Annotated in this window: 14 protein-coding genes; 6 read left to right on the top strand and 8 right to left on the bottom strand. The window is 47.8% G+C overall.

The genetic code is table 11. The annotated features are described in order from the left end of the window. Positions 1 to 100: 100 nt before the first annotated feature. The 3 genes from ACTHRE_RS06330 to ACTHRE_RS06320 all read left to right on the top strand — a co-directional run bounded on the left by ACTHRE_RS06330 (position 101) and on the right by ACTHRE_RS06320 (position 3,510). On the top strand, positions 101 to 1,891 hold the full coding sequence (locus ACTHRE_RS06330) for an assimilatory sulfite reductase (NADPH) flavoprotein subunit (RefSeq protein ID WP_377072376.1): 1,791 nt from the start codon (positions 101 to 103) through the stop codon (positions 1,889 to 1,891). A 449-nt stretch (positions 1,892 to 2,340) separates the two neighbouring features. After that, entirely contained in the window at positions 2,341 to 2,847 is a 507-nt protein-coding gene (locus ACTHRE_RS06325) for a hypothetical protein (RefSeq protein WP_003685697.1), read from the top strand. Between the two features lie 90 nt (positions 2,848 to 2,937). After that, positions 2,938 to 3,510 carry a hypothetical protein gene (locus tag ACTHRE_RS06320; protein ID WP_377072378.1) on the top strand — a complete coding sequence of 191 codons (573 nt, stop codon included), beginning with the start codon at positions 2,938 to 2,940 and terminating at the stop codon, positions 3,508 to 3,510. 52 nt (positions 3,511 to 3,562) lie between these two features. On the opposite strand, the gene ACTHRE_RS06315 is transcribed toward ACTHRE_RS06320, so the two are convergent. The 6 genes from ACTHRE_RS06315 to ACTHRE_RS06290 form a co-directional block, all read right to left on the bottom strand. Continuing rightward, positions 3,563 to 3,994 carry a hypothetical protein gene (locus ACTHRE_RS06315; RefSeq protein ID WP_204828240.1) on the bottom strand — a complete coding sequence of 144 codons (432 nt, stop codon included), beginning with the start codon at positions 3,992 to 3,994 and terminating at the stop codon, positions 3,563 to 3,565. A 15-nt stretch (positions 3,995 to 4,009) separates the two neighbouring features. After that, entirely contained in the window at positions 4,010 to 4,582 is a 573-nt protein-coding gene (locus ACTHRE_RS06310; protein WP_377072380.1) for a CdiA family toxin C-terminal domain-containing protein, read from the bottom strand. Between the two features lie 91 nt (positions 4,583 to 4,673). Beyond that, positions 4,674 to 6,431 carry an assimilatory sulfite reductase (NADPH) hemoprotein subunit gene (cysI, locus tag ACTHRE_RS06305; protein ID WP_377072381.1) on the bottom strand — a complete coding sequence of 586 codons (1,758 nt, stop codon included), beginning with the start codon at positions 6,429 to 6,431 and terminating at the stop codon, positions 4,674 to 4,676. 169 nt (positions 6,432 to 6,600) lie between these two features. Then, a complete protein-coding gene (locus tag ACTHRE_RS06300; protein ID WP_003678634.1) occupies positions 6,601 to 7,134 on the bottom strand; it encodes an inorganic diphosphatase in 534 nt (177 codons plus the stop codon). Positions 7,135 to 7,218: 84 nt separating this feature from the next. Continuing rightward, complete coding sequence (nudB, locus tag ACTHRE_RS06295) at positions 7,219 to 7,683, bottom strand: dihydroneopterin triphosphate diphosphatase (protein WP_377072384.1); 465 nt, start codon at positions 7,681 to 7,683, stop codon at positions 7,219 to 7,221. Positions 7,684 to 7,820: 137 nt separating this feature from the next. After that, on the bottom strand, positions 7,821 to 8,474 hold the full coding sequence (locus ACTHRE_RS06290; RefSeq protein WP_377072386.1) for a phosphoesterase: 654 nt from the start codon (positions 8,472 to 8,474) through the stop codon (positions 7,821 to 7,823). An 86-nt stretch (positions 8,475 to 8,560) separates the two neighbouring features. Between ACTHRE_RS06290 and ACTHRE_RS06285 the strand changes: the two genes are divergently transcribed. Then, entirely contained in the window at positions 8,561 to 9,004 is a 444-nt protein-coding gene (locus tag ACTHRE_RS06285) for an RpiB/LacA/LacB family sugar-phosphate isomerase (RefSeq protein ID WP_101755133.1), read from the top strand. 32 nt (positions 9,005 to 9,036) lie between these two features. On the opposite strand, the gene ACTHRE_RS06280 is transcribed toward ACTHRE_RS06285, so the two are convergent. Then, positions 9,037 to 10,515 (bottom strand): AAA family ATPase, encoded by a 1,479-nt coding sequence (locus ACTHRE_RS06280; protein WP_377072388.1) that lies wholly within the window; start codon positions 10,513 to 10,515, stop codon positions 9,037 to 9,039. An 88-nt stretch (positions 10,516 to 10,603) separates the two neighbouring features. Further along, on the bottom strand, positions 10,604 to 12,178 hold the full coding sequence (locus tag ACTHRE_RS06275; RefSeq protein ID WP_377072390.1) for an RNA-binding protein: 1,575 nt from the start codon (positions 12,176 to 12,178) through the stop codon (positions 10,604 to 10,606). A gap of 1,031 nt (positions 12,179 to 13,209) precedes the next feature. Between ACTHRE_RS06275 and ACTHRE_RS06270 the strand changes: the two genes are divergently transcribed. After that, positions 13,210 to 13,965, top strand: coding sequence for a tRNA(His) guanylyltransferase Thg1 family protein (locus tag ACTHRE_RS06270; protein ID WP_377072470.1), 756 nt, complete (start codon positions 13,210 to 13,212; stop codon positions 13,963 to 13,965). Between the two features lie 22 nt (positions 13,966 to 13,987). Further along, positions 13,988 to 19,315, top strand: a complete 5,328-nt coding sequence (locus ACTHRE_RS06265; RefSeq protein ID WP_377072392.1) for a RecQ family ATP-dependent DNA helicase — start codon at positions 13,988 to 13,990, stop codon at positions 19,313 to 19,315. The last annotated feature ends 6 nt before the right edge of the window (positions 19,316 to 19,321 follow it).

Here is a 19,321-nt window from a genome sequence, read left to right as displayed (position 1 = left end):
TAAAACCAAGCATTCTTTCCTTTTTTCAGACGGCCTGTTTAAAGTGGCGACTGTCCATTATTCAAACAATCGGTTATAGCCGTCCAACAAAGGAATCCAAATGAGCCAAGCCAATCCGCTTCCCCCCGAACTCTCCGCCCAACTCTCAACCCTATCCCCTACCCAACTTGCCTGGCTCTCCGGCTATTGCTGGGCGCAAAGCCAAAGCGTATCCGGAGCAGCAGCCGAACCATCTACCCTGCAAACAGCCGCCTCGACAGTCAGCCGCCGCGTATTAGTCCTCTCCGCCTCACAAACCGGCAATGCCCGCAGCGTTGCCGAATCATTACACGCCAAACTTCAAGCCGCCGGCGTAGAAGCCCGCCTCAGCAGCGCAGGCAATTTCAAAAGCAAAACCCTGCCCGACGAAGACATCGTCCTTTTGGTTACCTCCACCCAAGGCGAAGGCGAACCGCCCGAAGAAGCCCTGCCCCTGTACAAATTCATCTACGGCAAAAAGAAACCTGATCTCAGCAAACTGACCTTTGCCGTCTTGGGCCTTGGCGATTCCTCCTATCCCAACTTCTGCCAAGCAGGCAAAGACTTTGATGCCAAATTTGCCGAACTGGGCGCAGGCCGTCTGAACGACTTGGGCATTTGCGACTTAGAATTCCAAGCCGATGCCGACGCATGGATTGCCGCCGTCGTACCCAAAGTAGCCGAGTTAACCGCCCAAGCAGCAAGCCCAAGTACAACCGCTGCACCAAACAGCTCAGCAACACCAAGCAGCGGCACCGTCTACACCAAAGAAAAACCCTACACAGCCACCCTATCCGTGCACCAAAAAATCACCTCGCGTGATGCAGAAAAAGACGTCGAACACATCGAAATCGACCTCAGCGGCTCAGGTTTGCATTATCAGGCAGGCGACGCGCTCGGCGTATGGCCGCTTAATGCCGCCGACCTCGTTCAAGAAATCCTCGACCTCAACCAACTGACCGGCAGCGAAACCGTCCAACTTTCAGACGGCCGAGAAACCGACATCCGCACTGCCCTGACCGAATCCGCAGACATTACCCAAAACACACCTGCCTTCGTCCAACAATACGCCGAATTAACAAACAACGAAGAACTCAAAACCATAGCCGCAGATAAAGCCCAACTGGATGCCTACCTCGCCGCCACACCGCCCGTCGGCGTATTTGCCGCCCATCCATACCCACTGGACGCACAAACCCTATACAGCCTCTTCCGCCCACAAACCCCGCGTCTCTATTCCATCGCCTCCGCACAAGACGAAGTCGGCGAAGAAGTCCACCTCACCATCGGCGTCGTCCGTTTCGACCACCACAATCATACCTACACCGGCGCAGCATCCGGCTACTTGGGCGAACGCCTCGAAGAAGGCAGCGAAGTCCGCGTCTTTGTCGAACCTAACCCCAACTTCCGCCTGCCACAAAACGGCGATACACCCATCATCATGATCGGCGCAGGCACAGGCGTCGCCCCCTTCCGCTCCTTCATGCAACAACGCGCCGCCAATGGCGACAGCGGCAAAAACTGGCTCTTCTTCGGCAACCAACGCCTGGCCGACGACTTCCTCTACCAACTCGAATGGAGCGATTGGCGCAAAGACGGCCTCCTCACCCGCGCCGACCTCGCATGGAGTCGGCAAGGCGAACACAAAGTCTACGTCCAACACAAAATCGCCGAACGCGCCGCCGAAGTTTGGAACTGGCTGCAACAAGGCGCACACATCTACGTCTGCGGCGACGCTACACGCATGGCACGCGATGTCGAAAATGCCCTGATTGAAGTCATCGAAACCCAAGGCAAACTCAGCCGTGACGAAGCCGAAGACTACCTCAACGACCTGCGCGAAGACAAACGCTACCAACGCGACGTTTATTGATTGGATAAACAAAAATAAAGGCCGTCTGAAATTCAGTTTTCAGACGGCCTTTTTAAAGAGCCTGCTCGGATTGTTATCAATTCACCCGGTTTTGCATTATAATTGTGCAAATTTGACTCACTCGAAAGAAAATAAATTGGAAGGATTACAACAACTTGTAGATTTATTGGTGGGTTTTGTCGATTGGATATTGAAATTACTGGCATCCTTGTTTTAAACTACGTTCCATTCTTTTATACATTAAAGACGTATTTTCATCATGCAAACCGCGCAACGCTCTGCTACTTTCTTCTATTGGTACCACACAAACGTGCGGTACTTTTTTGCGCTTGTCTAAAACAGACCAAATTGAAAATACGCAAATTAGAGCCGCCTCATTTGAGCGGCTTTTTTTATACCCACCATGGCCGCTTAAATTCACCCATTTTTAAGAAATAAGGAATACAGCCATGACTGCCTCAACTAAAATCCACAGCCAAACCCAAATGTTACACACCTGCCGCATGGTCGTTGACAGCAACAGCCACCACAGCATGCTCAACATGCACACTTTGCCCGATTCGCCTGACAGCCTCATCAGCGAAGCCTTAATTCCGCAAGTGCGCACCATTGCGACTTTAATTGCCGCAGAACGCCACGACTTCAATCAAAGCAGCCCCAACGTTTTTACTGATGAAGCAGATTTCTTCGCAGCGCGTATTTTGGTTTTGGGCGTACGCCGTTTCCATTTGGATATTACCCTGCTGCCCATGCTCAAAACTGCCAACAAACGCGCCGAAGCTTTCGCCAAACGCCATCACATGCCTTTCTCTCCCGCTGAAATGCAAATGTCCCTGCATACCCGCCGCCCTGCCAACCTGCTGATTATCGAAACCGAACACGAAATGCCTGCACTGGGCAATCTGGCTGCCAACAGCCGTGCATTTGCAGCGCAACTTTCCAATATTATTTTGTAAAACCACTTGAAAAACAGGGAAATGGTTTAATATTAGGCAAACACACTCCGCCGAAATCTCGGCAAAGACAAACCTCTCTCAGGAAAAACAATGAAAAAACTGATTGCCTTAGCCGCCCTTTCCACTTTTGCCCTCGCTGCCTGCAAAGACAATACCCAGGCGCAGCTTGAGCAGCAACAAAAACAAATCGAAGCATTGCAACAACAGTTGGCACAACAAAACGGCCAACAAGAAGACAATACGGTTTACCAGCTCACGCCTGAAGCCGTGAAAGACACCATTCCTGCCGATGCACAAGCCAACGGCAACAACGGCCAACCGGTAACCGGTACAGACGGCCAACAATACATCTACGACCAATCCACCGGCAGCTGGCTGCTGCAAAGCTTGATAGGTACTGCAGCCGGTGCATTTATCGGCAACGCATTGGCCAATAAATTTACTCAGGTGCGCAATCAAAACAGCCCGATTGCCCGTCAAGCCCGTGCCAACTATTATCAAAGCGCACGTCCAAACGGACGCACCAGCCAACAGCTGAATACACGCACCCTGCGTGCCCAGCAACAAAACGCCCAGCAGCAACAACGATACCGTGAAACTACGCGTCAGCCTTCCAACTACCGCCGCCCAAGCATGGGTCGAGGCTTTGGCCGCCGTCGCTGATTCGGTTTATATTCCATCTTTCGTGCTGAAGCACACACCTTACGCATGGATTTTAGGTTTCATGCAGGCTACAGTTTGTTTGAGAATATGTTTTTTGTATTTCTTTACACTTTTTTTGATATTCAGGGTGAGCTATTAAGAAATCAGATATTGCAATATTAAAGTAATGATATGCTAAATTAATAGGTATAATTAATTCTTCAGGATTGAAATCATCTCCAACTGAAAAATAAATAGAAGGAGCTTTATCAATATACTCAAATCCATTTACCTCTTCATAATCTCCAATCCATCTGGTAGCATCTATTTTTTCATATTGAGCACCTATTACTCCAAAATGTCCGGTAGTTGTAATATTTTTAAAACACTCTAAAAGCGTATCTTTAGTTTCAAATTGGTAAATTGTTTCAAAAAAAATCGAAATAACAAAATGGTTGTTATTTATAGATTCTTTCTTTAAGTTTAGAAAAATATTATTTTTCATAATTTTTCCTTTAAATTATTCTGGGTGAATGTTTGTAATTCTTCCTGTATTTACATCAAAATATGATCTAAATTTGATTCCGTCAAAGGTTTCTGAGAATTGAATGACATTTTTTCTTTCCGATATTGATTTAGTTCTTTCATTTTGAGCAATTTTAGAGGCTTTTGAATATCCTTGTGAAGCAGCTTTTTGAGCCATTTGAAGTATTTTATTATCAGAAAATTTTTTAGGATCATAAACAGTTTTTATACTTGAAATTTCCTTAAATCCACCATCAGGTTTACCTGTCCTGTCTAGTGTAGGAATCTCATATTTAATTCGGGTAATGCCTTCAATATCAGTTTGGGTTTCAGATTTTACGCGTCCTCCTCGTGAATTTAGTTCTGCCATAAAATTGGTGCGGTTATGGGCTCCTTTAATGCCCTGTTTTTGACTAAAACCATCAGCATTTGCCAGATGTCTTTTTAGGTTTGTATCGAAACTGATGCCTTCCGGGTATTTGACATTAGTAATAGGTGTATTTTGTTTTACAAACCCTCTTGGTATTGGAATGAATCTAGGATTAACTCCTGGATATAAACGCTCCAAATATAAAAGGCCGTCTGAAAATCAGATTTTCAGACGGCCTTTAGCCCTTCTCTATTTTCTTATTGCAGACTTGTGGGTCTGTCTGTATGCGTTATGCCCAGAAATCGCGAGGTGCATCCAATACGGGTTTGACAATACCGGTGCGGACGGCAAAATCGCCGAAGCCTTCATCATCGAGTTGGTTTCGAGACCAATCTGCTACCCAGCCTTCGACAATTTCAAGGATTTCAGGTTCGGTAATGTTTTCTTTAAACAGGCGCGGAATGCGGGTGCCTTCGCGGTTGCCGCCTGCGTAAAGGTTGTAGCGGCCGACCGCTTTACCGACCAAACCGATTTCCGCCAGCATGGCGCGGCCACAACCGTTTGGGCAACCGGTTACGCGCAAAACGATGTATTCGTCTTCCAAGCCATATTTAGCGAACATTGCGTCGATTTTATCGGAGAATGTCGGTAGGAAACGCTCGGCCTCCGCCATTGCCAGCGGACAGGTCGGTAAGGCAACACAGGCCATGGAGTTTTCACGCTGGATGGTAATCGATTTGCTGATAAGGCCATGATCTTTGGCGATTTTATCAACCGTGTCTTTCAATTCGGGCGGTACATTGGCAACCACCAGATTTTGGTTTGCCGTCAGACGAAAGTCGCCGGGATGGATTTTGGCAATTTCACGCACGCCAGTTTTTAAAGGCCTGCCGGGATAATCGAGCAGACGGCCGTTTTCAATAAATAAAGTCAAATGCCAGTTGCCTTCATGCCCTTGTACCCAGCCGATATGGTCGCCGCGATGGGTAAACTCGTAAGGACGGATGGGTTCAAACTTAATGCCCATGCGCCTTTCGACTTCTTTTTTGAATACATCCACGCCGACGCGTTGCAGCGTATAGCGTGTACGGGCGGCTTTGCGGTCGCTGCGGTTGCCCCAGTCGCGCTGGGTGCTGACGACGGCTTCGGCGGCGTTGAGGGTGTATTCGAGCGGTACGAAACCAAATTCGTAAGAAGTGTTCGGATAGGTTTTGGTATTACCGTGTTCGCTGGATAAACCGCCGCCGACCAATACATTGAAGCCCACCAACTTGCCATTTTCTGCAATCGCCACGAAACCCAAGTCATTGGAATGAATGTCCACATCGTTATCAGGCGGAATTACGACGGCGGTTTTGAATTTGCGCGGCAAATAGGTTTTGCCCAAAATCGGCTCTACATCGTCGGCAATTTCTCTATTGCGCGGCGCGGTCGGCTCGGTCGTGAACACTTTTTCACCGTCCAGCCACACATCGGCATATGCCATCGTGCGTGGCAGAAGGTGCATACTGATGCGCGCCGCCCATTCATAGGCTTCTTGGTGCAAAGTGCTTTGCACCGGATTGCTGGTACACAACACATTGCGGTTGACATCGCTGGCTGTGGCAATGGAATCGAGACCTAGTTTGTGCAATGCTTGATGTGCCTGTTTTAAATCGGTTTTCAAAATGCCGTGGTATTGGAAGGTTTGACGGTTGGTCAGGCGGATAGAGCCGTAAATCGTATTTTCACCGGCAAATTTGTCGATCCCCAGCCACTGCTTCGGCGTAATGATGCCGCCGGGCAGACGGCAACGCAACATCATGTTTTTTAAGGGCTCAAGTTTTTGTTCGGTACGCTCGGCACGAATATCGCGGTTGTCCTGTTCGTACATGCCGTGGAAGCGGATAAGCTGAAAGTTGTCGGCAGTAAAGCCGCCGGTAAAGTCGTCTTTCAACTCTTCCTTAATCGTACCATGCAGATAATCGCTGCGCTCTTTCAAGGCTTCGTTGCCGGACAAAGGCGTCTCAGGCAGCTTGGCGCGTGGGTCAGTTGTGGTAGCAGTCATTGAAGCACTCCTTATTTTTGGTATAGGCGTTACTTTAATGAGGCCGTCTGAAAATGAGAAAGAATGGTTTGTTTGTTTTAAAGACGATTTTGTTATATTGGTTTGAAACATAAAAAGGCCGTCTGAACTTTGCTTTCAGACGGCCTTGATATTGGATGGGACAAACCGATTAGGCTTGTTTGTTCCAACGTTCGATAGATTCTTTGATGACTTGTTTCGCTTCTTCTACATCGCCCCAAGATTCAACTTTGGTAGTACCTGCTTTTTTCAGGTCTTTGTAGTGGTTGAAGTGGAACTCGATTTGTTTGATCAGTTGTTGCGGCAAATCGGCCAAAGTTTTGTAGGCATTGCCGTTGTTGCGGTCGTCGGCTGGAACGCAGACGATTTTGTCGTCCACTTCGCCGTCATCAACGAATTTCATCACGCCGATAACGCGTGCTTCCAGGAAAATACCGGTTGCCAAAGGCTGCTCGGTCACCAGCAATACGTCCAATTCGTCGCCGTCTTCGTCCAAAGTTTGCGGAATGAAGCCGTAGTTGGTCGGTTTGGCGAAAATTGCCGGTTCAACGCGGTCGAGTTGGAAAGCGGCCAGTTTGCGGTTCCATTCGATTTTGTGGTTGCTGCCCGCAGGGATTTCGTTGACAACGTTGATGATGCCGCCGTCCACGTCGCCTGGGGTCAGGATTTTATTGAAGTCTGCCATGATGGTTTCCTTTGATTTTAAAGAGAGTCAAACGGCGAAAGTATAGCAAACCCAAGGCCGTCTGAAAATGTGAAACTGTTGTATTCAGACGGCCTTTTTGGCATTCAGCCTTTTGACCAATTCTAAAATTGCGCGTTTATTGGAAGGCGAAAACACTTTTTCCGCCGCTTCTTCTGCGCCAAACCAACCGTAGGCAACGTGTTCGTCCGGTTGCAAGACGATGGGCGTATCACGCGGAATTTGGGCGGAGAAGATGTGTTCGCGGTTTTCAAAAACGCCTTTGGGATAGCGATGGCGCCAGTGATGATAGATTTCATAAACGGTGCTGTCGTGCCAGTTTTCCAGCTGTCCGTCTGCAAGGCGGATACCGGTTTCTTCCCAAACTTCGCGCCATGCGGTTTCTTCGATGCGCTCGCCTTCTTCCAAGCTGCCGGTAACCGACTGCCAAAAACCTTGCGGCGCCGTGCGTTCAATCAGCAGGATATTGCCGTCTTTATCATACAAAACAACCAAAGCGGAAACGGGATACTTCAAAGGCTTACCGCTCATGACTTGTCCTTGCCGGTTTGGTTGGGGAGGCTGATTTTTTGTAGTAAGTAAGCCAAAAGGTTTTCCATGTATCACTCAAAAATGGGAAATTGATATTCAGACGGCCTTTGCCGGAAATCCGCAAAGGCCGTCTGAAATTATACCTGATTTAACTGCGCCAGTTTCCGAGACACCAGCTCTGCCGCTTCTTCCAGCGAATTGGCCTTCAACCCTGCTTCGCCAAAATACGAAATTTTAGGCAAATCACACAAAAACTTATCGACATCTTGCGCCGTCAAAAAGCGGCCGTGCAAATCGAATCCGACATTTAAAGCACGCCCTTTGATTTCCGCCACCCTGTCATGCAAATGGCCGTACAAGTGATACCAGCCCTGATAGCAGCCGTCCCATTCCTGAATCGGATAGTGAAAGAGAATCAGCGTATTCTTAATTTCCGGCAATTTGAGTTTCAAATACGGCCGTATGGACGACAGCAGCGGATGGCCGTCATGCTTGGTTTGGCTGCGGAAAAAATCGGCATGCTGCCGAATCACATGATCATGATTGCCGTAAATCAAGTGATGTTGCCCGTTCAAACGCGACAAAACGCGCTCTATCTGCTTATAGTCTTGGGCAAAGGAAAAATCTCCCAAGTTGTACACCGTATCTTCAGGCGTAACGGTTTCATTCCATGTCTGGATTAAAAATTCATCCATCTGCTCCACGTTATCGAACGGTCGAAATTGGGGGCAGAATTTAGCGATGTTTTTATGTGAAAAATGTAGGTCTGATGTGAAGTAGGTTTTGCTCATACCGTGCTTTCTGCGTTGCAGGCTTGAATCGTATCACGCGCGGGCGTATGCTGAGTAATGTTTATTGTGTGCTTCAAGGAGTTTTTATGCGTTTGGTTATTGCTGCGCCGGCCAACGGCGCAATATTGAAAGACGCGCTCAAAGCGCATCTGCAAAACGACCCGCGCATCAGCAGCTTGGTCGATTTATCCTCACTCGAAGGAAGCTATCCGCAACTCTCGTTTGCCACAGCCGAAGAAGTCGCGGCAGGACGCGCCGACCGTGCGCTATTGATTTGCGGCACCGGCGTGGGTACGGCAATCGCCGCCAATAAGGTGCGCGGCATACGGGCGGCGACGGCGCACGATTTACTCACGCTCCGCGGCTCGGTGGAAAACTATGATGCACAGGTTTTATGTATGGGGCAAAACGTCATTGCCGCTCCGGCCGCTTGGGCATTGGTCAATATCTGGTTGGATTTGCACCACGACACAAGCAGCGGCTATGCGCCTAAAGTCGGCGAAATCAAAGCATACGAGCGCGGAAAATAAATACATGTTGCTCCATATATTTTCAGACGGCCTTACAGTTGCCGCAAGAATGCTTGGATAAACGCAATCTTATCCAATTCCGGTATGGCGTTGAACGCTTCGCGATGCTCGCGGATGTGGTCGATTAAAGGGTAAAACTCTTCGTCGACGTGGCGTTTGTCGAGCTTGCGTCCGATGTTGCCTTCGTTGCTTCGTCCCAGAAACTTGGAAATCAAGTAATACGGCGATTTGAGTTTGAACAGCATTTCGCCGGTTTGGGCATCAAACACCATAAAACCTTCGTGTTCCACATTTTTCAGACGGCCTTTCAGCTCGCCGAACGTGATATTTTTCAGCGTTTCGGGGCGGCGGATGCCGTATTGTTTGCCGATTTCGTCCAATTCGGCCTCGCTAAACTGACGGCCGGTCGCCACGTCAATGCAGCCGATTAAAGTTTCGCCCAATTCTTCGCGGATGATGTGCACGTCTTTCACATCTGTGATTTCAAACAAAAAAGTATGGTTTGGATATGCGCGGAACAAGGTTTCGTATTGCGCGCAGTGTGCGGCGGTCATGTCCGCAAACGCGCTATCAAGCGAGCCGGTAGTCGAATACAGCACTTTGCCGTCAAACGCCGCGCCTTTGGACGGGTGGTCATCTGAAAGCAAGACGAAAGTGCAGCAGCCGAGGAAGCCGTTTACTTTCACCACCGCGTCCACCAATCGCTCGTCGCCGACGCGGATCGGATAACGGCTACCTTTGGCAATACGTTCCGAATAATTGAACACTTTTTTAAACGGGCGCACGATGATTCGATTATGCGCGTCGATAATCAAGCCGCGCATTTCCAGCAAAGCATCATCAAAGCAGTTGTTATAGAACACGCTACGTGCGTATTTTAACACGCGCAATTCAGGATAACGCTTGGATGCTTTGGCAGTAAAGTTACGGCTGCCGTGTTGCAGATAATGATCGGTCACAAAGGTTTGCTGCGCCTCATCAAACACCAGCGGCTTATGCTCGATAGCCTGCATCTTTTCGATTTTTTCTAACTGCTCCGCATTTGCCGGCTGCACGGCCTCGATGTGGATTTCGTTTGCCACACGGTTTTGGTTTAACTTGATATACGCCGCCAACACGTCATGCTCTTTCACGCCGTGTAGGTTGGGATAGAAATTGTGCAGTCGATAGACCTCTGTTTCAAAACCGCTTTTCTCCGCCTGATCCAATAAATGACGGCAACGCGAAGCTTTTTGGTTGGTATTGGAATTAATGATCAAAATATTTCGATTCGGATTTTGACGTCCAAGTCTCAAGGTTTCAGTCATCAAAGCATTGCCGCGTTTCTTCGCCTTATCCACTGCTTCGCCCGACCAACGATATTCACCATATTCATCGGTAATGAACACATCGTTTTCAATACGGACAACTTCCGCATCTGGATACTGCGCTTTAAATTCCGCGGCTTTTTGTTCGGCAAACGTCGATTTTCCCGAACCTTGATGACCGCGGATTAAGATAAATTTTTGCATTTTGCTTCCTTATTCTTTTTCTCAGCTTGTCCTGAATAAATAGGCCGTCTGAAAAATATTTCTACTCTTTTTTCAGACGGCCTTAGCTTCAGTTCACAGCTGCCAACGGCATTTTCTCAATCTCTTCTACCCAGAAATCTGTACCCATGCCTCGTTCGGCAAAGGAACCAATCAGAGAGAACACTTGATCGGAGAAGCCGCCGATATTCAAGATATCCTGACGGTTTCGTGCTTGAGCCTTGGTGTAAGGCTGGATATCCAGGCAAACGAGTTTGGCTTCGGGACAGCGTTTTTTCAGGATGTCCCATTCTTTCATCAGACTGGTTTTGCCACCCCATTGTTGGCTGTCATCTGCCCAACTTTCGTTGTCTGACACGATGACGACCAAATCCACGTCGGCTTTTTCACGGTTCAACATGGCAAGCGGTGCGCTGCAAGCCGTTCCGCCGCCGCCGATATTGGCGAGTTTTTCGGCGTTGGTCATGATGCTGTCGCGCGGGTTGAGCTTCACGTTTACCGTGATTTGTTCAAACGGTATCACGCAGGCTTGCGGATTGGTACGCAACATGGCGGCGGATACGAGCGCGGCAATGTCGATGCAGCGGGTTTTGCTGGTCGCGCTGCCGCGATAGCCGGTAACCGAGCTGTGCATAGAGCCAGAAACGTCCGGACAAACCACGACTTTGCCTTGGATTGCCGGTACGTTTTGTACGGCGGTTTCCATCGCATCTTGCAGGGCTTCGCGGATTTCAAACGGCATTTGATTAGATGTTGCCTGATACGCGGTCAGCAATTGGTAAGGCAGGACGCGGGCGCGAGCAATGGCGGTTTCGTCACGCAGTTTTTCTGCCACCATTTTAATGTTTTTGCTTTTAGCAAACACTTCGTGGCGCAGGAAAGTGTTCAGGTTTTGACGAACCTGCTGCCATGAGCCGTTGCGGGCAATCTCTGCCCAGTCGCCGCTGTTCAAGTCTAAAGCTGTAAGCATTTGGAAAGGAACGTTGGGCAATTCGCCTTCTCGGCTTTGTTTGTAGTCTTCAAAAGTGCGGGTAATGGGCGGCAATGCTTCGCGGTCGTAAGGTTTGCCGATCAGCCATGCAAACCATGCGGCACGCCATGCTTCACGCGGTTTTGGGTGCACCATTTTGACCACGTCTGCCAGCGACGGCGAATTTCCGACAGCGGCGTTCAACAGTTGTTTTTCGGTGGCGGTCAAAAGCCAAGTCTGCATCAGTTTTTTCGGACGGTTGCCGAAAGATTTTCTACCGACTGCGCCGCTGCGGATGATTTGAGCGAAGTTGCGCAACATTTTACCGTTGTCCACTACTTGGTCGAATACGCGGGCAAGCATGTTCACGTCTTTTTGCGCCAACACGGCAAGCAACAGCGCAGGCATATCTTTCATAAAACCTTTTTGACGGGCATATACGGCAGTTTTGGCGATAAACTCGGCATCCAGGCTTTCTGCCAATTTCAACACTTGGTCAAGCTGACTTTGGGCATCGGCATAGTAGGTATTGTTCAGACAACCGGTAGCGGCAAGCTGGGCAAGCTGTTGTTTAGGTGTCAACGTGTAGGCAATGCCGCCGGCTTCATTATGGGTATCGGTTTTAGTAAAACGGTTTTTAATAGATTGAAACAAGGTAGTATTAGCCATTTTCATTTTCTTTCATATTGTTGGTTTGAGGCCGTCTGAACTTGTTTTAGCGTTGTTTTTCAGACGGCTTTGAATGGGTGGCAGTGTGGCGGCTAAAGATGAAGAGAAGCGTTTTTAACTGAAAGCTAATGTATTCTCTTCCGGGCATCCGCCTACTGCCGTAGGGCGACCAGTTTAATTAGGATCATTCAGGTTTTTAGCAAAAAAAGGAATGTAATCCTAATGGCATTCGCCCATAAGGGGTGGCACATTGGGCAACAAAGAGTGGAGAAATTTTTACGCGCTCTATCCACTGAGCTACTCTGCCATAGTTGGCGGCAGAGACGGGACTCGAACCCGCGACCTCGAGCTTAGCAGGCTGTAATTCCTCCGGCATTTGCCGTTTGCACCAAAAACAGTTTTTATATCTGCCTGCCTGAATATTTCAGACGGCCTCGAATGAGTGGCAGCGTAGCGGATAAACATGAAAAGAAACGGTTTTAACGTAAAAGGTTAATATACCCTCTCCGAGCATCTACCTGCTGCCGTAAAAATAATATGGCACGCAACAAGTTTTTCAGGGAAACATGCCTTGGCTCTACCAACTGAGCTACTCTGCTATTTGGAACAACAGAGACAGGACTCGAACCTGCGACATAAGGATATCCATGTTGTAGTTTCCCCAGGCATTTGCCTGCCATATTGGAAAGGGTGGGCGACTAAATAAACAAGACGTTCAACGTCTATCAGACGAGACAGGATTCGAACCTGTTAATCCAAATGTAGTCTTGTTGGCATTCGCCCTGTAACCATGCAGCAGCTAAATTTACGGAAAATTTTTCTCCGGTAACTGTATTTCCCGAAGCATCTGCTGTATTGTTACATTCACAACACAGCCAACAGCGTGCCAAGAATAAAATATTTATAAAAATAATTTTTAATTTATTGAATATAAAGAAAATATATTTTAAAGTAGCTTTTATCAGCAAAAAGCGTAGAATGCTGAAAAATATATTTATAGATAGTTATATAGAAAATAAGATATACAAGGATATATGATGAGATTCGATGATTTGGACAAACGCTTGCGACAATACGAAACCGCTTATGATTTTTGCGTACCACAGGAAAATTTTATTGTTGTTCGCTTAGACGGGCGCGGTTTTACACGACTAACCAAGGAAATTTGGCAGTTTGAAGCCCCGTTCGACATTCGTTTCCGCGACCTGATGGCACACACCGTCCACCATCTGATGCAGTGTGGTTTCAATGTAGCATACGGCTATTCCGAAAGCGATGAAATTTCGCTGCTGTTGCGCCGCGACGACGATACGTTCAAACGCAAAACGCGCAAAATCATTTCTGTATTGGCTGGTGAAGCCAGCGCCGCCTTTTCCGTGGTGCACGGGCAACCTGCCGCTTTTGATGCCAGAGTTTGCGTTTTGCCGAACGAAAAACTGGTGGTTGATTATTTCCGTTGGCGGCACGAAGACTCATATCGCAACGCGCTCAACGCCCACTGTTATTGGATGCTACGCAAAAAAGGCGAAAGCGTGTCCCGCGCCACAGAAGCGGTCAGCGGTCTCACGCGCGCGCAGAAACATGATTTGCTGTTTGAACACAATATCAATTTCAACGAATTGCCCGCATGGCAGAAACGCGGCTTCGGTGTGTATTTTCAGACGGCCTTAAAAGAAGGTTTTAATCCGAAAACTGACGAAACCGTACAAGTAAAACGCCAAATCCTGCATACGGATTTCGAGCTGCCGTTGGGCGATGATTACGGCGTGTTTGTCCTGGAAAGAATTGTTTAATTTGTTTAGAGGTCGTCTAAAAATGAATACCGCTACAAAAGAACAAATCCCCGCCGTTCTTATCATTGATTTGGAAGTCGATCCAAAAACCGACAAGCCGTTCAAAATCGGTGCATTCCGCCCCGACTCAGGTTTGTTTTTTGAAAAAGCTTTTCGTGGAGAAAAGGGGTTTCATACCGCCTTGTGTGAAATGGCTCATCTGACCAGTGGATTAAAGTGGCTGATGGGGCACAACATCCTCGGGCACGATTTGAAATATTTGAAGGCAGTAGTACCCGAAGCCGCATGGCTTAAAGTGCCTGTTATCGATACGCTGTGGCTCTCGCCTTTGGCATTTCCGCAAAATCCGTATCACCGACTAATCAAAAACCATAAAATCATCTCTTCTGAAATTAATTCCCCACTCGCCGACTGTCACGCTTGCTGGCAGCTTTTTCAAGACCAATGCACTGCGTTCGGAAAAATCAAAGCCGAAAAGCCCGAGGAGTTTGCGCTGTGGACAGCCCTGTCTGATATACCCCTGCCGTATCGTCTTTCAGAAGACATTATGATTCCCGAGCGTGATATATCGCCAGATGTCAAGAAACTGATCGACACTATTTGGTTGATGATGCAGGACAACAATGATCAAGGTCGTCTGAAAGTCTGCCGCACACGTTTTTTGGAGTTAATGAAAACAGACATCCGTAATCCTGCCATATATCCTTCCCTCGGCTATGCCTTATCTTGGTTAAATGTCTCTGGTGGTAATTCTGTGTTAGCTCCGTGGGTGAGGTACCAGTTTCCCGATACAGCTCGGCTGATTGCCTCATTGCGCGACCATGATTGCGGCAGTACGGAATGCCGTTATTGTCAGGATACACTCAATCCGGAGGTGCAGTTACAGCGTTATTTCAAACTACCGACTTTTCGCGATGTAAAAGGATTTGATGGTGGACAACGTGCTGTGGTGCAATCAGGTATGAAGGGGTTACATACGCTGGCGGTGCTGCCCACGGGTGGCGGCAAATCCTTGTGTTATCAGTTGCCAGCACTCAACCGCTACTACCGCAACGGAGGCTTGACAATAGTTGTTTCACCTTTGCAATCGCTGATGAAAGATCAGTTGGACGGTTTAGAGAAAAAAGGAGCTACCTGCGCTGCTATGCTTAACGGCTTGGTTGAGGTGGTTGAGCGCGCCCAAATTTTAGACAAAATAGCCTTAGGCGATATCGGCATTTTGTTTGTCGCGCCTGAACAGTTCCGCAACACCAGTTTTATTAACGCTATTTCGCAACGCCAAATCAACGGCTGGGTATTCGATGAGGCACATTGTCTGTCTAAATGGGGCCATGATTTCCGTCCCGATTATCTATATGCAGTCAAATTTATCGCTGAATACAGTAAAAATAACGGTGCGGTCGCGCCGGTCAGTTGTTTCACTGCTACCGCCAAACCCGACGTCCTTGCCGATATTACCCACCATTTTCGGGAGGAAATGGGCATTGAGTTTCGCCAATTTATCGGTGACAACGAACGCGACAATCTGTTTTACGATGTGCTGGAAATTTCAGATGACCTTAAAAAGCAAAAAATCAACGAACTGTTGCATCGTGAACTTGATCATCAAAGCGGTGGAGCCGTGGTATTTGTCGGACGGCGGAAAAGTGCGGAAACCTATTCGGCTTATCTGAAAGAACAAGGCTGGGCATGTGAGCATTTCCACGCAGGTTTGGGGAACAACGAAAAAGCTGATATTCAAAACCAATTTATTGGCGGTAGTTTGCGCGTTATTGTCGCCACCAACGCCTTTGGTATGGGGGTGGACAAATCTGATGTGCGCCTAGTGATTCATGCCGAGATTACCGGTTCGCTGGAGAATTATTTGCAGGAAGCGGGTAGAGCAGGGAGGGATCAGGCAGATGCAAAATGCGTGTTGCTTTATGACGGCAAAGACGTGGATACGCAGTTTTCCATCAGCAAAATGTCGCAAATCGAATTGCGCGATTTGAAATCAGTATGGAAGAAAGTTGGTTGGCTGAATCAGGCGGCATACGGCAAAGACCATTGCGGTGAAATCGTGGCAACAGGTGGCGAAATTTTGCGCGACACTGAGGAGTACATGAGTTTTGACAGCGATGATAGACAGGCAGATACCAAAGTCAAAACCGTATTGGCATGGTTGGAACGTGCAGACTTATTGGAGCGTAAGGAAAATCAAACCCGTATTTTCCCCGCACGCTCAGGTCGTCTGAATCTAGATGAGGCGCTGGCGATTATTGAAAAAAACAAGTTCAGCAAGCGTATCTCGGAAATTTACCAAACGATTGCCGAAATTGTGTTTAAAGCGCCAGAGGACGCGCCTTTGAGTACCGATGATTTGGTGCAGGCAACAGCATGTAGTTTCACCGAATTGCGAGGTCATCTAAAAAAGCTGGAAGAATTGGGTATCCTTACCAACGATACGCATATGACCATCATTTTGCGTACCGATAACATAAAGCCTGCCGACAAACGTCTGGCACAAGTTATCGCCTGTGAGGAAAAACTCTGGCAGATTTTAAAAAACGAAATTCCAGAAGCAGATCAAGGTATTTGGCAAAACCTCTCATTGAGCGCTGTCTGCCACCAAATGCATGAGGTAGGTTTAGAAACCAATCCTGCTGAAATCAAACTTCTGATGCAGTCGCTTGCCGATGATAAAGCAGCAGAGCGAACAAACAGCAGTGGAAGTTTCCAAATCCGTGATGTTGGCAACAACCTTTTGAAAGTACGTTTCAAGAATCCCAAAAGCGACAGTTGGGAAAACCTACAAAACAATGCCGAACTTCGCCGTAATATCGGTCTGTGCCTTTTACCATTCCTGATGGCAAAAACCAATGGAGTGCGTCAAAAAGACGTAATGGTTGAAACCCGTATGGGTGAATTGGTGCAGCAGCTTGCCGACGATTTGGTATTATCGGTACAAATCCCGGCTGACCGTCGCGAGCTTCTGCTCAGGCAGACACTGCTATTTATGCACAAACAAGGCATTATCAAACTCAACCACGGCATGACCATTCTGAGACATGCCATGACTATTACACCCAATCCAAAAGCACTCTCAGCTAAACGCCAGTATCTTGCGGAGGACTATAAACCGCTTTCCATTTTTTACGGCGAAAAACGCTTTCAAATCCATGTGATGCAGGAATATGCCCTTCGCGCACTAAAAAATCTTACTGAAGGGTTGAATTTGGTGCGTGATTACTTTGGCTTGGAAGAAAAGAATTTTAAGAATAAATGGTTTAAAGGTCGTCTGAAAGAATTGGACGAGCCTGCATCGCCACAAACCCTGCGTGAAATTACAGACGGACTGAATGAGATGCAGAAAGCCGTTGTTACCGACCAAAGCGGCAGCAACCGTCTTATTCTTGCCGGACCGGGTTCAGGAAAAACGCGAGTTATTGTACACCGTGTTGCCTACCTTTTACGGGTGCAACATGTTCCCGCATCCGCCATCATTGTATTGACTTTCAACCGTTTGGCGGCGCAGGAGGTCAAGCGCCGCCTGTTCGGACTGGTCGGCCCTCTTGCTGCTGCCGTTACGGTTATGACTTATGACGGTATGGCAATGCGGCTTTTGGGTGTGCGCTTTGACGGCAACAACCGAGAATACGGCAAAAGTCAGTTTAAAGAATGGTGCAGGCAGGCTGCCGCTATGCTTTCAGACGACCTTGAAAACGATGATGGTAACGATGAAACACGCGAACGTATCATGGCAGGCTTCCGCTATATTCTGGTAGATGAATACCAAGACATCAGTGAAGAACACTACCGGCTTGTTTCTGCGCTTGCGGGTAGGAAGCGGGCTGAAGAAGACAAGCTGACCATTCTGGCGGTCGGCGACGATGACCAAAACATCTACGCCTTCAACGGCACCAGCAACGAGTACATCCACCGTTTCCAAAAAGACTACGACGTTGCCCAACCCGATTACTTGACCTACAACTACCGCAGTACACAATACATCATCAGCGCTGCCAACAGCGTGATAAACGGTATGACAGGTCGTCTGAAAACACTGCATCCGATTGTTATCAACCCTGAACGTCAAACACAGCCCAACGGTGGCGTATGGGCTGCAACAGACAGCATACGGCAGGGGCGTGTGCGCCACATCAGCCTGCCGTTCGGTAGCAGCAGCAACATACAGGGACAAGCTGTTATCACTGAAATAGGTCGTCTGAAAACCTTGGGCGCAGTCGCATGGAATGAGATTGCAGTTTTATCCCGTCATAATGCTAGTCTCAAACCTCTGCAGGCATGGTGTGAACAAAACGGCATACCTTATTTCTTGAGTGCCGACAAAAGCAGCAAAATCAAATTGCGCCACACCCGTGAGTTTGTCCGCCTGATTGATGGCGTGGAAAAACAAACCGAAGGCCTTACATCACAAGCTTTTGCAGAACTTATTAGTGAACAAGTGAAAAAAAGTGGGGGTAATTGGTGCGTTTGGTTTAGGCAATTACAAACTGATTTCTTAAACGAATATCCACTGAAAGATGAGAAGCTACCTGAAAAGTCAGATAACCTTGCAGAGAGTCGTGAGGCAGAAATCAAAGTGTCGCCCATAGAAGACAACGGGTCGTGTGAAAACAGTAGTGGCACTGTTAACCGATATTCGTCCTCCTTTCTGAAAAGCTGGCTCTACGAGTATGTAGGTGATGAACATGAAACCCGTTCGGAAGGTATATTTCTAGGCACGGCACATGCAGTCAAAGGATTGGAGTTTAAGCACGTCTTCATTTTAGACGGAGGTTGGCAGGGAGCTGACGAAGCCGAACAGAGGCTTTATTACGTTGCTATGACTCGTGCCATAGAAACATTGACCCTACTGCAAACTACTCCAGAGCATCCTTGGATGGCAAAGCTACCTGATGATATTGAAAGAGTGGCTCAAATCTTTACCGAATTACCTGATTTGAATACCGAATACAGACGTTTGGCGGCTTATCGAAACACGGCAGCCGAGGGAAAAACCGACAGCAAAAGTGATTTGGATATCGACTTCATCGTTTGTCACAACAATGTCGAAACTGTGAGACAACGCCTGTTTACTGCTGCGAAGCTGAAAAAAGACGATCCACTGGAAATGAAACGGACTGAGGATGGCAGATATATTTTCCTTTCTGATGATATTGAAGTTGCCCGTACCGTTAAATTACCACCGTTGCCGACAAAAACTACCGCCTATGCCAACACTTTCAGAGTACGTTATTTAGACGAAGTAGGAGAATCATTTCGCCAACGTATCCCAGAAAAAATCGGTACGAAAAAGCTGGAAAAATGGACGCTTGTTATTCCTATGTTAGTGATACCGCCTGAGTAAAAAGAG

This window comes from Neisseria sp. P0001.S007 (assembly GCF_051963655.1).
GTDB lineage: Bacteria > Pseudomonadota > Gammaproteobacteria > Burkholderiales > Neisseriaceae > Neisseria > Neisseria subflava_A.
Note: the sequence above shows the minus strand (reverse complement) of the source record. Positions and strands in the feature narration are given on the sequence as shown.

Coding starts and splice junctions, on each gene's coding strand:
- ACTHRE_RS06325 (WP_003685697.1), top strand. CDS start 2,341: ATGACTGCCTCAACTAAAATCCACAGCCAAACCCAAATGTTACACACC.
- ACTHRE_RS06265 (WP_377072392.1), top strand. CDS start 13,988: ATGAATACCGCTACAAAAGAACAAATCCCCGCCGTTCTTATCATTGAT.
- ACTHRE_RS06280 (WP_377072388.1), bottom strand. CDS start 10,515: ATGCAAAAATTTATCTTAATCCGCGGTCATCAAGGTTCGGGAAAATCG.
- cysI (WP_377072381.1), bottom strand. CDS start 6,431: ATGACTGCTACCACAACTGACCCACGCGCCAAGCTGCCTGAGACGCCT.
- ACTHRE_RS06270 (WP_377072470.1), top strand. CDS start 13,210: ATGAGATTCGATGATTTGGACAAACGCTTGCGACAATACGAAACCGCT.
- ACTHRE_RS06275 (WP_377072390.1), bottom strand. CDS start 12,178: ATGAAAATGGCTAATACTACCTTGTTTCAATCTATTAAAAACCGTTTT.
- ACTHRE_RS06330 (WP_377072376.1), top strand. CDS start 101: ATGAGCCAAGCCAATCCGCTTCCCCCCGAACTCTCCGCCCAACTCTCA.
- ACTHRE_RS06300 (WP_003678634.1), bottom strand. CDS start 7,134: ATGGCAGACTTCAATAAAATCCTGACCCCAGGCGACGTGGACGGCGGC.
- ACTHRE_RS06285 (WP_101755133.1), top strand. CDS start 8,561: ATGCGTTTGGTTATTGCTGCGCCGGCCAACGGCGCAATATTGAAAGAC.
- nudB (WP_377072384.1), bottom strand. CDS start 7,683: ATGAGCGGTAAGCCTTTGAAGTATCCCGTTTCCGCTTTGGTTGTTTTG.
- ACTHRE_RS06290 (WP_377072386.1), bottom strand. CDS start 8,474: ATGAGCAAAACCTACTTCACATCAGACCTACATTTTTCACATAAAAAC.
- ACTHRE_RS06320 (WP_377072378.1), top strand. CDS start 2,938: ATGAAAAAACTGATTGCCTTAGCCGCCCTTTCCACTTTTGCCCTCGCT.
- ACTHRE_RS06315 (WP_204828240.1), bottom strand. CDS start 3,994: ATGAAAAATAATATTTTTCTAAACTTAAAGAAAGAATCTATAAATAAC.